14 protein-coding genes are annotated in these 12,374 nt (G+C 64.4%); 8 read left to right on the top strand and 6 right to left on the bottom strand.

All coding sequences use genetic code 11. The features are described 5' to 3' along the window. Both fecE and BLV18_RS02365 read left to right on the top strand, forming a co-directional pair. On the top strand, nucleotides 1-792 hold the full coding sequence (fecE, locus tag BLV18_RS02370) for a Fe(3+) dicitrate ABC transporter ATP-binding protein FecE (RefSeq protein WP_090356047.1): 792 nt from the start codon (nucleotides 1-3) through the stop codon (nucleotides 790-792). 120 nt (nucleotides 793-912) lie between these two features. Beyond that, on the top strand, nucleotides 913-1,866 hold the full coding sequence (locus BLV18_RS02365) for an adenosine deaminase (RefSeq protein WP_090356043.1): 954 nt from the start codon (nucleotides 913-915) through the stop codon (nucleotides 1,864-1,866). A gap of 48 nt (nucleotides 1,867-1,914) precedes the next feature. Here the strand turns inward: BLV18_RS02365 and BLV18_RS02360 are convergent, their stop codons facing one another. Further along, nucleotides 1,915-2,610, bottom strand: coding sequence for an ArsR/SmtB family transcription factor (locus BLV18_RS02360; protein ID WP_049861946.1), 696 nt, complete (start codon nucleotides 2,608-2,610; stop codon nucleotides 1,915-1,917). 415 nt (nucleotides 2,611-3,025) lie between these two features. Here BLV18_RS02360 and BLV18_RS02355 point away from each other — a divergent pair, with 415 nt between their 5' ends. Further along, entirely contained in the window at nucleotides 3,026-3,205 is a 180-nt protein-coding gene (locus tag BLV18_RS02355; protein WP_090356041.1) for a hypothetical protein, read from the top strand. Here the strand turns inward: BLV18_RS02355 and BLV18_RS02350 are convergent. Then, nucleotides 3,202-4,395: a multidrug effflux MFS transporter gene (locus BLV18_RS02350; RefSeq protein WP_090356038.1), complete on the bottom strand. Its 1,194-nt coding sequence runs from the start codon at nucleotides 4,393-4,395 to the stop codon at nucleotides 3,202-3,204. The genes BLV18_RS02355 and BLV18_RS02350 overlap by 4 nt on opposite strands. A gap of 202 nt (nucleotides 4,396-4,597) precedes the next feature. Next, nucleotides 4,598-4,795 carry a heavy-metal-associated domain-containing protein gene (locus tag BLV18_RS02345; protein ID WP_090356035.1) on the bottom strand — a complete coding sequence of 66 codons (198 nt, stop codon included), beginning with the start codon at nucleotides 4,793-4,795 and terminating at the stop codon, nucleotides 4,598-4,600. Nucleotides 4,796-4,939: 144 nt separating this feature from the next. Between BLV18_RS02345 and BLV18_RS02340 the strand changes: the two genes are divergently transcribed. Both BLV18_RS02340 and cueR read left to right on the top strand, forming a co-directional pair. Beyond that, on the top strand, nucleotides 4,940-5,326 hold the full coding sequence (locus BLV18_RS02340; protein WP_056844319.1) for a hypothetical protein: 387 nt from the start codon (nucleotides 4,940-4,942) through the stop codon (nucleotides 5,324-5,326). Nucleotides 5,327-5,383: 57 nt separating this feature from the next. Then, entirely contained in the window at nucleotides 5,384-5,785 is a 402-nt protein-coding gene (gene cueR, locus BLV18_RS02335) for a Cu(I)-responsive transcriptional regulator (RefSeq protein WP_090356032.1), read from the top strand. Between the two features lie 36 nt (nucleotides 5,786-5,821). Here the strand turns inward: cueR and BLV18_RS02330 are convergent, their stop codons facing one another. Together BLV18_RS02330 and BLV18_RS02325 are read right to left on the bottom strand one after the other, a co-directional pair. Then, nucleotides 5,822-6,715: a PA4780 family RIO1-like protein kinase gene (locus BLV18_RS02330; RefSeq protein WP_049861951.1), complete on the bottom strand. Its 894-nt coding sequence runs from the start codon at nucleotides 6,713-6,715 to the stop codon at nucleotides 5,822-5,824. A gap of 165 nt (nucleotides 6,716-6,880) precedes the next feature. Beyond that, nucleotides 6,881-7,663 carry an AraC family transcriptional regulator gene (locus tag BLV18_RS02325; RefSeq protein ID WP_090356029.1) on the bottom strand — a complete coding sequence of 261 codons (783 nt, stop codon included), beginning with the start codon at nucleotides 7,661-7,663 and terminating at the stop codon, nucleotides 6,881-6,883. Nucleotides 7,664-7,750: 87 nt separating this feature from the next. Here BLV18_RS02325 and BLV18_RS02320 point away from each other — a divergent pair, with 87 nt between their 5' ends. Beyond that, on the top strand, nucleotides 7,751-8,782 hold the full coding sequence (locus BLV18_RS02320) for a bile acid:sodium symporter family protein (protein WP_090356025.1): 1,032 nt from the start codon (nucleotides 7,751-7,753) through the stop codon (nucleotides 8,780-8,782). On the opposite strand, the gene BLV18_RS02315 is transcribed toward BLV18_RS02320, so the two are convergent. Beyond that, a complete protein-coding gene (locus BLV18_RS02315; RefSeq protein ID WP_090356022.1) occupies nucleotides 8,769-10,058 on the bottom strand; it encodes an acetyl-CoA C-acetyltransferase in 1,290 nt (429 codons plus the stop codon). The two genes, BLV18_RS02320 and BLV18_RS02315, sit on opposite strands and share 14 nt — an antisense overlap. 104 nt (nucleotides 10,059-10,162) lie before the next feature. Here BLV18_RS02315 and BLV18_RS02310 point away from each other — a divergent pair, with 104 nt between their 5' ends. Together BLV18_RS02310 and BLV18_RS02305 are read left to right on the top strand one after the other, a co-directional pair. After that, the gene (locus BLV18_RS02310) at nucleotides 10,163-11,503 is read left to right on the top strand and encodes a 3-oxoacyl-ACP reductase (RefSeq protein WP_090356020.1); all 1,341 of its coding nucleotides are present in this window, start codon (nucleotides 10,163-10,165) and stop codon (nucleotides 11,501-11,503) included. A 1-nt stretch (nucleotide 11,504) separates the two neighbouring features. Continuing rightward, nucleotides 11,505-12,371, top strand: coding sequence for a MaoC family dehydratase (locus BLV18_RS02305; protein WP_090356017.1), 867 nt, complete (start codon nucleotides 11,505-11,507; stop codon nucleotides 12,369-12,371). Nucleotides 12,372-12,374 lie beyond the last annotated feature (3 nt).

Below are 12,374 nucleotides of genomic sequence, written 5' to 3'. Positions count from 1 at the left end.
ATGAGCATCATCAAGGCCGACGGCGTCGACATCGGCTACGGCGCCAAGCCTATCGTTTGCAACCTTTCGTTCACCCCGCCCGCCGGGCAGGTCACTGCGCTGATCGGCCCCAACGGCTGCGGCAAATCGACCTTGCTCAAGGCGCTGGCGCGCATCATCACGCCGCAGTCGGGCACAGTGAGCCTGGATGGCCAGGCCTATGCGCAACTGTCGTCGCGGACGCTGGCGCGACAGGTCGCGTTTCTGCCGCAGGTGCTGCCCATCCCCGAAGGGGTCAGCGTGGCCCAATTGGTGGCTTATGGACGCAGCCCGCACAACAGCTTCTGGGGGCGCCTGAGCGGCGCGGACCGTGGCGCCGTGGATCAGGCCCTGCAGCGCATGGGCCTGGAAGCGCTTGCCGATACTGCCTTGGCGGACCTCTCCGGTGGCCAGCGGCAACGGGCGTGGCTGGCCATGGTGCTGGCGCAGAATACCCCGGTGGTGCTGCTCGACGAGCCCACGACCTATCTGGACATCAGTCACCAGGTCGAGCTGCTCGATCTGATGCGCGAGCTGGCGGCCGAAGGCAAGACCGTGGTCACCGTGCTGCACGACATCAACCAGGCGTGCCGCTACGCCGATCATCTGGCAGTGATGCATCAAGGCCGCCTGGTGGCTGATGGCACGCCTGCGCAGGTCGTCGATGCCGAGTTGATGCAGCGGGTGTTCGAGGTGCAGGTGCAGGTCATCCGCGAACCGGTGGCGGGTACGCCGATGTGCGTGGTGGAAAAGAGCACTCGCGAGTCGACCTGAACGTGCCGTGCCTGGCCGAGCGTCGGCGCGAAGGTGTCGTCCGGCCCTGCGCGGCTGCGGGTGAGGGTCAATACCTGTAGAATTGGCCACGATTGCACCTGATGAGAGAATGAAAACACCATGTACGACTGGCTCAATGCCTTGCCCAAGGCCGAACTGCACATGCACCTGGAAGGCTCGCTGGAACCCGAGCTGCTGTTCGCCCTGGCCGAGCGCAACAAGATCGCATTGCCCTGGAATGATGTAGAGGCGCTGCGCGGAGCCTATGCGTTCAACAACCTGCAGGAGTTTCTCGACCTGTATTACCGCGGTGCCGATGTGCTGCGCACCGAGCAGGATTTCTACGACCTGACCTGGGCCTACCTGCTGCGTTGCCAGGCCCAGAACGTCGTGCACACCGAACCGTTCTTCGACCCGCAGACCCACACCGACCGTGGCATTGCCTTCGAGACCGTGCTGGGTGGCATCACCGCTGCACTCAATGATGGCCGTACCCGGCTGGGTGTCGACAGCGGTCTGATCCTGAGCTTCCTGCGCCACCTGAGCGAAGACGAAGCACAGAAGACCCTGAACCAGGCGCTGCCCTTCCGCGATGCCTTCGTGGCCGTGGGTCTGGACAGCTCCGAGATGGGCCATCCGCCGAGCAAGTTCCAGCGTGTGTTCGACCGTGCCCGCGACGAGGGCTTCCTGACCGTGGCCCACGCGGGCGAGGAAGGTCCGCCCGAGTACATCTGGGAAGCCCTGGACCTGCTCAAGATCCAACGCATCGACCACGGCGTGCGAGCCATCGAGGATGAGCGGCTGATGCAGCGCATCATCGACGAGCAGATCCCGCTGACCGTGTGCCCGCTTTCCAACACCAAGCTGTGCGTGTTCGATCACATGGGCCAGCACAACATTCTCGACATGCTCGAGCGCGGCGTGAAGGTCACGGTGAATTCCGATGATCCGGCCTATTTCGGTGGCTACGTCACCGAGAACTATCACGCGCTGCACACCCATCTGGGCATGACCGAGGACCAGGCCCGGCGCCTGGCGCAGAACAGCCTGGATGCACGCCTGATCAAGCAGTGAGGCTGGCGGCGTCGAAACGCCGCCCGTTGTCATCGGTGAAATGCGCTGTCAGGTGCCCAGGCGGCCGATCTCGATCATGCCCAGCCGCGTCACCTGCAATGAGCGGCTGTCTTCATTGAGCTTGAGCCAACCCGACTGCAGAAACAGGGTCAGCAACCCTGCACCCAGTGCGCCACCCAGGTGCGGGCGCTGGGTGCTCCAGTCGCAGCAGCTGTTCAGCGGCTGGCGCTCGCGGTTGACCAGTGCCTGGGTGTAGATGCCTCGACTGGCCAGGCGGCTGCTGCCGAGCGCGGTGACTTCCAGACGTTGCTCATAGTGCTCGAGCCAGCCGTTTTCGACCATGCGCTGGAACAGGTCGGCCGCCAGCACGCCCCCCAGATGATCACCACACAGACGTACTTGATGCAGCGCCCTGGGCGAGCATGGCTTGGGCACGCTGATCGGCGCAGCCGTTCCTGTCTTGGCCTGCACCAGCGATACGCTGGCCAGCGCTTCCACGGCGGCCCCCACTTCTGGCTTGGCCAAGCGGAAGAAGCGCTTGCGCCCTCGGGCTTCGAACGTCAGCAGACCGCCGGCCGACAGCCGCGCCAGATGCGCGCCGGCCGAAGAGGCCGACACACCTGCCAGCGATGCCAGCTCATCGGCGCCCCGCGTGGTACCGTCGATGAGGGCCCAGAGCATGGCGCTACGTTTGGGGTCGGCCAGCAATGTGGCGATCCTGCTGATGCAAGGTGTTGGTGGCATGTATTCACTCCCTGTGGAAACGTTCGTCAATCTGGCAATGGTTGCCGGGGTGATTATAGGCACCCCACCTTTGTACGGAATTGGACGAAATCGTCGAGGCTGACCCAAGAATGCGAGAGATATGCAATACCCTGCATTTGTATTCACCGGAGTTACCATCGGCATTTTCCAGGACATTTGCTCAAGTGCCCGAAACGTATCGCCCACCTGCGCCTGAGCCGGCTGCATACGGGGTTCAGGGCGGGTTCAACCTCACAGCCAATACCGACTTTTCCCGCAATATCCGTCCTTGCAGACCTACATGATTATGTTGGGAGCAGCATCGCACCGTCAGTCCGACGGGCAAGCGGGCCACGCTCGAACGCCCCGAATGAGGATTACACTGGCTTCTCATCTCGAGCCCGAGGACTTTGCAATGAACGTTCTTCTTTCTGAGTTGAAGCAGCCACGTGGCAGCCGTTGGCAGGTGCAGATGGACCAGCACGTAGTGTCCTTTCGCAGCGAAGCCGAGGCGCGGGCTTTCATCGCCACGCTCGAAGCCCGCTTGCAGGCCCCCCATGGCCTGCCGCAGGCGCGGCAGGCCAGCCCCGGCTAGATGGCCTTCTGTAGATCGCGGCGCTGCTGGCAGCGGCGAGTCAGTAGCGCCGCGCAGACGGCCAGCAGGCCGCAGCCGGCGATCACCCAGGCCATGGGCATGGCGGTGCCGTCGTGCAATACGCCCACCAGAGAAGCAGTGGCGGCAGCAAGGCTGAACTGCAGGCAGCCCAACAGGGCCGATGCGCTGCCGGCGCGTGACCCTTGGCCGCTCATGGCGCAGGCAGAGGCATTGGGGATGATCCCGCCCAGGCTCGCCAGACAGACGAACAGCGGAATCAGCAGCGGCCATAGTGCCGTTGGCTTCAGCGCGCAGAGGGCGAGAAGCACGGCGCCCGCCGCCATGTAGATCCACACGGTACGTGACAGCAGCCACGCCGGGCCGTGACGAGAGAGCAGACGGGCGTTGATCTGCGCCATCAGGATGAAGCCGGCTGCGTTGCTGCCAAAGAGCCAGCCGTAGTGTTCGGCCGGTACGCCGTAGAGCTTGATGAACACGAAGGGTGAACCGGCGATGTAGGCGAACATGCCGGCCATGGCGATTCCGCCGGTCAGCGCATGGCCCATGAACACCGGGTCCAACAGCAAGCCACCGTACAGCTTCGGCGCGCCGCTGAGCGGGCGTCTCGGCCTGTCCGCCGGCATGCTTTCGGGCAGGCCGAGGGCGACGGCCAGGGTGCAGGCGGCGCTGAACAGGGTGAGCACTATGAAGATCCACTGCCAGCCCCAACCGTTCACCAGGACACCCCCGAGCAGAGGTGCCAGGATGGGCGCCAGCCCCATGACCAGCATCAGTTGCGAGAAGACCTTGGCCGATCCGACCGCATCGCATTTGTCACTGACGATGGCACGGGCCAGCACCATGCCAGCGCAACCGCCCAGGGCCTGGACGAATCGGGCGGCGATCAGCCACTCCAGAGTGGGTGCGAAAGCGCACGCCAACGAAGCCAGGGTGAACAGCGAAACGCCCACGAGCAACGGGACTCGGCGACCGAAGCGGTCAGCCACGGGGCCGTAGATCAACTGGCCGATCGAAAGGCCCAGGAAGTAGGCCGCCAGGGTGGTCTGGATGTGTTTTTCGTCGGTGGCGAAGGCCAGCGCCATGGCAGGGAAGCCAGGCAGGTAGAAATCGATCGCCAGAGGGCCGAACGCGCTGAGCGCCCCCAGGATCAGGATGGTCTTGAAATTCATCGGGGTATTCTTTATGTCCAGGCAATACAGGCGACCTAGTCTAACCGGGTTGCGCGGGGATCGGGGTGAAGGTTCCGCCTGGGGGATTGCCCATGGGTGACAGCGGTTGGGGCGGGTCAGGGGGACCGCGGTGCGGGCGGACGCGGCTTGCACCGCTGCCACAGGCGACGGTTTCGCCCGTAGTAGCGGTGCGTGCGGTGGGTTATGCGGGGGTTGCGCTGTAGCCTTCTTCGGCGATCAGCTGGATGATTCGCTCGGGCGGCAGCTGGGTGTTGGTCTCGACCTTGCCCGCTGCCAGGTCTATCTGAACCTGGGCGGCCGGGTCTTGAGCGGTGATGGCCTGGGTTACGGCGCGTACGCAATGGCCGCAGGTCATGCCTTGCACGTTGAACTGTTGCATGGGTAATACCTCGCTGAACGGGATTGCAGCCATTCTCAACCTTGCCATCGGGGCAAGGTCAAGTTTCGCCCGGTGCGGCCGGGCTGGAATTCCTCAGATCACTCGTCCAAGCTGGACGCTGACCCTACTGGCAGGAGAGATTCGATGCGCCCGATGATTCCATGGCTGTTCGGGATGTGTGCCCTGGCGGCACAAAGCTGTTGGGCCGGTGCGGGTACCGGGCAGCCGTACGGCATTCTGATCGTTTCCCGGGAGCGACTGGAAGTCGCCACGTCCTGCGAGATCGGGGTCTACCTGCAGGATCAACTGGTCGGCCGGCTGTTTCAAGAACAGGCCACCTCCTTCAACCTGCCGCCCGGCCCCGTGTCGGTGGGTCTGCGTCAGCTGCCTGGACAGATGCCCGGGTGCGCGCCGGGCATGACCGAATACAAACCGGTAATCGTGACCCTGCAGGCCGGACAGATCCAGAAATTCCGCATTGCAGCAGGCAGTGCCGGCCTGTACCTCAAGCCCGAGCCGCTGGAGTATTGACCTTGTCCAAGGGGTAGGGTTGATACTGGCGCAAACGCTACCGAGGACATTCCAACCATGAACATTGGCCAGGCCGCCCGTGAAAGCGGCCTCAGCGCAAAAATGATCCGCTATTACGAGTCTATCGGGCTGCTCGCGCCAGCACTGCGCAGCGACAGCGGATACCGCCTGTATCAGGCCGCAGACCTGCATACGCTCGGCTTCATCAAGCGCTCGCGCGACCTTGGATTTTCACTGGAAGAAGTGGCCCGGCTGCTGACGCTGTGGCAGGACCGCGAGCGCGCCAGCGCCGATGTGAAGCAATTGGCACGCAAGCACATCGACGAGCTGGACCGTCGCATCGGTGAGCTGAGCCAGTTGCGCGATACGCTTGTCCATCTGGTGGACCATTGCCATGGCGACGACCGCCCGGACTGCCCGATCCTTCAGGAGCTGGCATCCGGGGGCTGTTGCAACTGACCCGGAAGAAGGCGCCCGCAGCCTATGGCCGTGTGCCTACTGCAACCAGGGCGGTGGCGGCTCTTCCGTGGTCTTGGTCGGCTGCTCGTCGGCTTCGCGCGCGGCACGTCGACGAATGTCGTCCAGGCGCGCGGCCTCGATTTCCCGCATCACGCCGCCGACATCAGCCTCCACTTCCTCTTCGACGAACTCGCCCGTCAGCACGCTGGCCGGGTGCAGCTTGCCCTCCTCGTACAACGCCCACATTTCCTTGGCGTAGCGGGTCTGGCGCAGCTCGGGGGCGAACCGGCCGAAATAGCTGGCCATGTTTCCGACATCACGTTCCAACATGCTGAAGGCGTGGTTGTTGCCGGCGGCGTCTACGGCCTGAGGCAGATCGATGATCACCGGGCCGTCGGGCGTGAGCAGCACGTTGAACTCTGAAAGGTCACCGTGCACCAGACCCGTGCAGAGCATCAGCACGATCTGGTGGATGAGGAACGCGTGGTATTCGCGCGCCTGATCGGGTTCCAGTTCGACGTCATTGAGACGCGGCGCCGCATCGCCGTACTCGTCGCAGATCATCTCCATGAGCAGCACGCCCTCGAGAAAATCGTACGGCTTGGGCACACGTACACCGGCGCTGGCCAACTTGAACAGCGCCGCGACTTCGGCGTTCTGCCAGGCGTCCTCGGTTTCCTTGCGGCCGAACTTGGAGCCCTTGGCCATCGCCCGCGCCTGTCGGCTGTTGCGCACCTTGCGGCCTTCCTGGTATTCGGCCGCCTGGCGGAAGCTTCGTTTGTTCGCCTCCTTGTAGACCTTGGCGCAGCGCAATTCCTTGCCGCAGCGCACCACATAGACAGCTGCTTCTTTACCGCTCATGAGCGGTCGCAGCACCTCGTCCACCAGACCGTCCTCGATCAGCGGTTCAATGCGTTTTGGAGTCTTCATCAGCTTTTATTCTGGGTCCTTCGTAGCCAAACACGCGAATTCTGACGGCATCCTCTCACAGCGAGCGCGGCTTGCCGACCCGAGCCTGTAAAAGGATGCAAACTACTCGCCAAGCGGTGGCCGATCATAGCGCTTTCCCGGCGTAGCGACAGCGACGCCCGGGCATCAAAGCTCGCCCGGGGTGAAACCGAACAACCCCTTGAAAGCGGCAATGAAGGCCGACGTGGATTCATAGCCGTGGTTCAGCGCCGCCGTTGTGACGCTGTCACCCTGCTCCAGGGCCTGCAGCGACGACAGCAGCCGCATGCGCTGGCGCCAGGCGCGAAAGCTCAGGCCGGTTTCGCGCTGGAACAGGCGCATCAGGGTTTTTTCCGAAGTGCCCAGGCGGCTTGCCCACTGGCTCAGCGTGGTGGCCTGATCGGGCGCCGCGATCAGCTGATTGCACAAGGCCAACAGCCGATGCTCCCTGGGCAGGGGCAAGGAGAACGCCACTTCAGGCAGCACTGCAAGCTGGTCCAGCAACACCTGCACCAGACGCGCCTGTGCGGTATCCCCTGCCGGGTACTCATGGGGCAACTCGCAGAAGCCCTTGATCAGCTCACGTGCCAGCGGCGTGACTTCGAGCACCTTGCAGTGCTCGGTGAGCCAGGGCGACTCGTCGCGGCGCACGTACAGACTGCGCATCTCGGCGCGCATCGAGGTGACGACCTTGTGCTCGACACCGGCGGGAATCCAGATGCCCCACTGTGGCGGCGCGAAGAAATTGCCTTCGTCGGTATGGACGCCGAGCACGCCGCTGATGGCGTAGGAAAACTGCGCCCAGTCGTGCCGATGGGCTGGAGTCCACGAACCTGCGCCCAGGCTTTCGGCACGGGCGTACAAAGGGCGTGGCAGGCTGACCAGGTCGGGAATGGAGCGAGGTGGCGGAGCGTGTCCGTTTATCGGCATTGGTTGGCTCTCTATCGCGAGACGGCAACAGAGTGCCTGAGTTAGCCTGTTCATCTCAATGTTCATCGACGCACAGGCGATTCTTTCATGCACATTTTCAAACACCTCAAGCGCGTGGTAACCGACTGGTTCCTCTGCGGCATGGTGCTGGCCGTTCTGCTGGCTTGGCTGTTTCCCCGCTTCGGCGCCACCGGCGGCGCAATGCATGCCGGCCTGGTGACCAATATCGGCGTGTTCGTGGTGTTCTTTCTGCATGGCATGAACCTGTCCAGCGAGCAGATCCGCCACGGCTTGAAGAACTGGCGGCTGCACCTGATGGTGCAGGCCTTCACCTTCGTGGTGTTCCCACTGCTGTGGCTGGCCTGCGACAGGACCCTGGGTGCGTTCATTCCCGGCGCCTTGATGGTGGGTTTCCTGTACCTGGCCGCATTGCCGTCGACCATTTCTTCGTCGGTGGCCTTGACCGGCAGTGCGGGCGGCAACGTGCCGGCGGCAATTCTCAATGCCAGCCTGTCGAGTGTGCTGGGCATCTTCATCACGCCGTTCCTCTGCGCGCTGGTGGTCGGCGGTGGTTCGGGAGGCATCGACCTGGGGGAAACCCTGCTGGACCTGTGCGCCATGCTGCTGTTGCCGCTGGTGCTGGGCCAATTGTTGCGCCCCCTGTTCGGCAAGTTTTTCGGGAAGCACAAGCGCTACACCAACCTGATCGACAAGGCAGTGATTCTGCTACTGGTGTATGCCGCCTTCTGCAACTCGATGATGTCGGGGCTGTGGGAACAGCAAGGCGCGTCGGTCCTGGCCATCGCGGTGGGCGGCAGTGCGCTGCTGCTGGCGCTGATCCTGCTGCTGACCACGCGCACGGCCAAATGGCTGGGCTTCAACCACGCCGACAAGGTCGCTGCAGTGTTCTGCGCCAGCAAGAAATCGCTGGCGGCCGGTGCGCCGATGGCTGCGTTGATCTTCGGCAGCAACCCGGGCCTGGGCCTGATCCTGCTGCCGATCATGATCTACCACCCGCTGCAGTTGATCGTGTGTTCGATCATGGCGGAAAACTATGCCAATCGGCTGCGTCTGGAAGCGGCCGTCGCACCCGTGGGAAACCCTGTCATCGCTCGATGATTGCGGTGACGCCCTGCCCGCCGGCGGCGCAGATGGAAATCAGCCCGCGGCCACCGCCGGCCCTGTCCAGCAGCTTGCTCAGGTTGCCGAGGATGCGGCCACCGGTGGCGGCGAACGGATGCCCTGCCGCCAGGGAGCTGCCCTTGACGTTGAGGCGAGTACGATCGATCGCTCCCAACGGCGCCTTCAGGCCCAGGCGTGTGCGGCAGTAGTCCGCGTCCTCCCAGGCCTTGAGCGTGCAGAGCACCTGCGCGGCAAAGGCTTCATGGATTTCGTAGTAGTCGAAATCCTGCAGGCTCAGGCCGTTGCGGGCGAGCAAGCGCGGCACGGCGTAGACCGGCGCCATCAACAGGCCTTCCTGGCCGCCGACGAAGTCGACCGCTGCCGCCTCGCCGTCACGCCAATACGCCAGCACCGGCAGTCCGCGTTCCCGTGCCCAGGCTTCACTGGCCAGCAGCACCACCGAGGCGCCATCCGTCAGCGGCGTGGAGTTGCCTGCCGTCAGCGTTCCCTGAGAGTTCTTCTCGAACACCGGCTTGAGCGCTGCCAGTTTTTCCAGGGTCAGGTCGGGACGCAGATTATGGTCGCGAACCAGTCCACCGAATGGCGTGCTGAGATCGTCCTGCCATCCCTCGGCATAGGCCGCCGCGAGGGTGTGATGGCTGCGCAGGGCCAGTTCATCCTGTGCCTGGCGGGGAATGTTCCAGTGTTGCGCCATCAGCTCGCAGTGCTGCCCCATCGACAGCCCGGTTCTCGGCTCGCCGTTGCGCGGCAGTTCGGGTTTCAAATGCCGAGGTCGCAGTTGCAGCAACGCCTTGGCGCGCTCGCCGAAGGATTTGGCGCGGTGGGTCTGCAAGAGAATCTGACGCAGCCCTTCATCGACAGCGATCGGGGCGTCGGAAGCACTGTCGACGCCACCGGCGATGCCGCATTCAATCTGGCCCAGGGCGATCTTGTTGGCCACCAGCAGCGCAGCCTCGAGGCCCGTGCCACAGGCCTGCTGCACATCGTAGGCCGGAGTCTGCGCAGACAGCCGCGAGTCCAGCACGCATTCGCGGGTCAGATTGAAATCCCGGGAGTGCTTGAGCACGGCGCCTGCCGCCACTTCGCCCAGGCGCTGGCCATGCAGTGCATAGCGCTCGATCAGGCCTTCGAGCGCAGCCGTGAGCATCGCCTGATTGCCGATCCGCGCGTAGGGCCCGTTGGCTCGCGCGAAAGGAATGCGGTTGCTGCCGATGATGGCAACCCGGCGCACCGGATTCGTGTCAAGGTTCATGGCGGACATCCTGGGTTGAAGAAACGTGCTGCAAAGGGCCCAGGCGAACGACGCGGGCCTTGCCGTGGTCCACACTTTGAACCCCTTGACCCGGAGCCTGTTCCATGTCCGATCGATATATCGACTTCGTCAACTCCGACCTTGGTCGCCGCTTGGTAAGTGCCGTCGGCCTGCCAGCGCCGGCACGCCTGGAGCGCTGGCAAGGTGGACGCATGCGACCGGTGGAAGGCGCCCTGCTGCTGGGCGGCGGCGCGCTGGGCGACAAGGTTGCCGGCTTCGCCCAGCGCCTCACCGATACGGCCTTCGGTGCCGCTGGCCTGCCGGACTGGACCGCAGGGTTGGGTCCTCGCATCAAGGCGGTGGTGTTCGATGCCAGTGGAATCGTCGACAGCACTCAGCTGGCGCGCTTGCGCGAGTTCTTCCAGCCGCTGATCAAGAGCCTGGATCACAACGCGCATATCGTCATCCTGGGGCGCGAGCCTCGCGATCTGGATGACCCCGAAGCGCACATTGCCCAGCGCGCCGTGGAAGGTTTCAGCCGATCGCTGGCCAAGGAACTGCGCAACGGCGGCACCTTGCAGTTGCTCCACGTCGCTCCCGAAGCGGACGAACAACTGGAAGGCGCCCTGCGCTTCTTTCTCTCGCCAAAAAGTGCGTTCGTCTCGGGCCAGGTGCTGTCGTTGCGGGCCAGCACGCGTCAGGTCAGCGACTGGACGCGGCCACTGGCAGGCCGCAAGGCTTTGGTCACGGGCGCTGCGCGCGGCATCGGTGCTTCGATCGCCGAAACCCTGGCCCGCGACGGTGCCGACGTGATCCTGCTCGACGTACCCCAGGCGCGTGCCGATCTGGAAGCGCTGGCGGCGCGACTGGGAGGCCGCACGATCGATCTGGACATCTGCGCCAGCGACGCGGCCGAACGGCTGATCGAGGCGCTGCCGGAAGGGATCGATATCGTCGTGCACAACGCGGGCATCACGCGCGACAAGACCTTGGTCAACATGACGCCCGAGTACTGGGACTCGGTGCTTGCCGTCAATCTGCTCGCGCCGCAACGCCTGACCCAGGCGCTGTTCGATCGCGGCACGTTGCGCGACGACGGTCGGGTGATACTGCTCTCTTCGACTTCGGGCATTGCCGGCAACCGCGGGCAAAGCAACTACGCGGCAAGCAAGGCCGGGCTGATCGGCCTGGCTGAGGCATTCGCGCCCAGGCTGGCCACCCGGGGCGCGACCATCAACGCTGTAGCGCCCGGCTTCATCGAAACCGGCATGACCGCACAGATGCCCTTCGCCCTGCGCGAGGCGGGTCGACGCATGAGCTCGCTGGGCCAGGGCGGACAGCCGCAGGACGTCGCCGAGGCCGTCGCCTGGCTGGCCCAGCCAGGCAGTGGCGCCGTGAATGGGCAAGTGCTGCGCGTGTGCGGCCAAAGCATCCTGGGGACCTGACATGGCGATCCACTGGCAGACCTTGCCACGCAAGCCCGACCTGCCCCGCGCCTATCTGAAAGCTGCGCTCAATCGCAAGATCACCGGCGAGCACCTGCCCGATCTGGGCCTGCGCTGCAATCTGTCGGCCGACCCCAGGCACCTGGCGGCCTATCGCGAGCTGTGCGGGTTCGGCGAAGGCGGCATGCTGCCCGCCACTTACCCGCATGTCCTGGCGTTCGCCCTGCAGATGCGCCTGCTGACCGACAAGCGTTTTCCGTTTCCAATACTGGGGCTGGTGCATTTGCGCAATCGCATCCAGGTGTTGCGCCCACTGGGCGGCGTCGCCGGCGTGCGGGTCAGCGTACACGCGCAGAATCTGCAGGCCCACGAGAAAGGCGTGACGTTCGATCTGGTGACCCAGGTCGATGACCCCCTGGGCCCGCTCTGGCAGGAACACAGCACGATGCTGTGTCGCCAGGCGAAGATCGACGGTTTGCCACGCCCTGTGCAGACGGATGCTCAGCAGCCCCTATCCGCATTGGTCGCGGTGCATCGCTGGTACGCCGCCGCCGACACCGGGCGGCGCTATGCGCGGGTCTCGGGGGATTACAACCCGATTCACCTCAGTGCCCTGAGCGCACGCCTGTTCGGCTTTCCCACCGCCATCGCCCACGGCATGTGGAGCCTGGCGCAGAGCGTGGCCGCGCTGCGTGAGCGCTTGCCGCAGAGCAACTACCAACTTGAGGTGGCGTTTCACAAGCCGGTACGCCTGCCCAGCGAGCTTATTCTCAGTGCCAGCGCGGCGGGCCAGAGTGGGCAGCTGGCGTTGCGCGGTCGCGACGATCTGTTGCACATGAGCGGAACCTGGGGCCCGGCGACCCTGTAGCTA

This window comes from Pseudomonas coleopterorum (genome assembly GCF_900105555.1).
Classification (GTDB): Bacteria; Pseudomonadota; Gammaproteobacteria; order Pseudomonadales; family Pseudomonadaceae; genus Aquipseudomonas; species Aquipseudomonas coleopterorum.
This window is presented reverse-complemented; position numbering and strand designations above follow the sequence as displayed.

Coding starts and splice junctions, on each gene's coding strand:
- BLV18_RS02310 (WP_090356020.1), top strand. CDS start 10,163: ATGTCCGATCGATATATCGACTTCGTCAACTCCGACCTTGGTCGCCGC.
- BLV18_RS02345 (WP_090356035.1), bottom strand. CDS start 4,795: ATGCAACAGTTCAACGTGCAAGGCATGACCTGCGGCCATTGCGTACGC.
- BLV18_RS02360 (WP_049861946.1), bottom strand. CDS start 2,610: ATGCCACCAACACCTTGCATCAGCAGGATCGCCACATTGCTGGCCGAC.
- BLV18_RS02350 (WP_090356038.1), bottom strand. CDS start 4,395: ATGAATTTCAAGACCATCCTGATCCTGGGGGCGCTCAGCGCGTTCGGC.
- BLV18_RS02355 (WP_090356041.1), top strand. CDS start 3,026: ATGAACGTTCTTCTTTCTGAGTTGAAGCAGCCACGTGGCAGCCGTTGG.
- cueR (WP_090356032.1), top strand. CDS start 5,384: ATGAACATTGGCCAGGCCGCCCGTGAAAGCGGCCTCAGCGCAAAAATG.
- BLV18_RS02315 (WP_090356022.1), bottom strand. CDS start 10,058: ATGAACCTTGACACGAATCCGGTGCGCCGGGTTGCCATCATCGGCAGC.
- BLV18_RS02330 (WP_049861951.1), bottom strand. CDS start 6,715: ATGAAGACTCCAAAACGCATTGAACCGCTGATCGAGGACGGTCTGGTG.
- BLV18_RS02305 (WP_090356017.1), top strand. CDS start 11,505: ATGGCGATCCACTGGCAGACCTTGCCACGCAAGCCCGACCTGCCCCGC.
- BLV18_RS02340 (WP_056844319.1), top strand. CDS start 4,940: ATGCGCCCGATGATTCCATGGCTGTTCGGGATGTGTGCCCTGGCGGCA.
- BLV18_RS02365 (WP_090356043.1), top strand. CDS start 913: ATGTACGACTGGCTCAATGCCTTGCCCAAGGCCGAACTGCACATGCAC.
- fecE (WP_090356047.1), top strand. CDS start 1: ATGAGCATCATCAAGGCCGACGGCGTCGACATCGGCTACGGCGCCAAG.
- BLV18_RS02325 (WP_090356029.1), bottom strand. CDS start 7,663: ATGCCGATAAACGGACACGCTCCGCCACCTCGCTCCATTCCCGACCTG.
- BLV18_RS02320 (WP_090356025.1), top strand. CDS start 7,751: ATGCACATTTTCAAACACCTCAAGCGCGTGGTAACCGACTGGTTCCTC.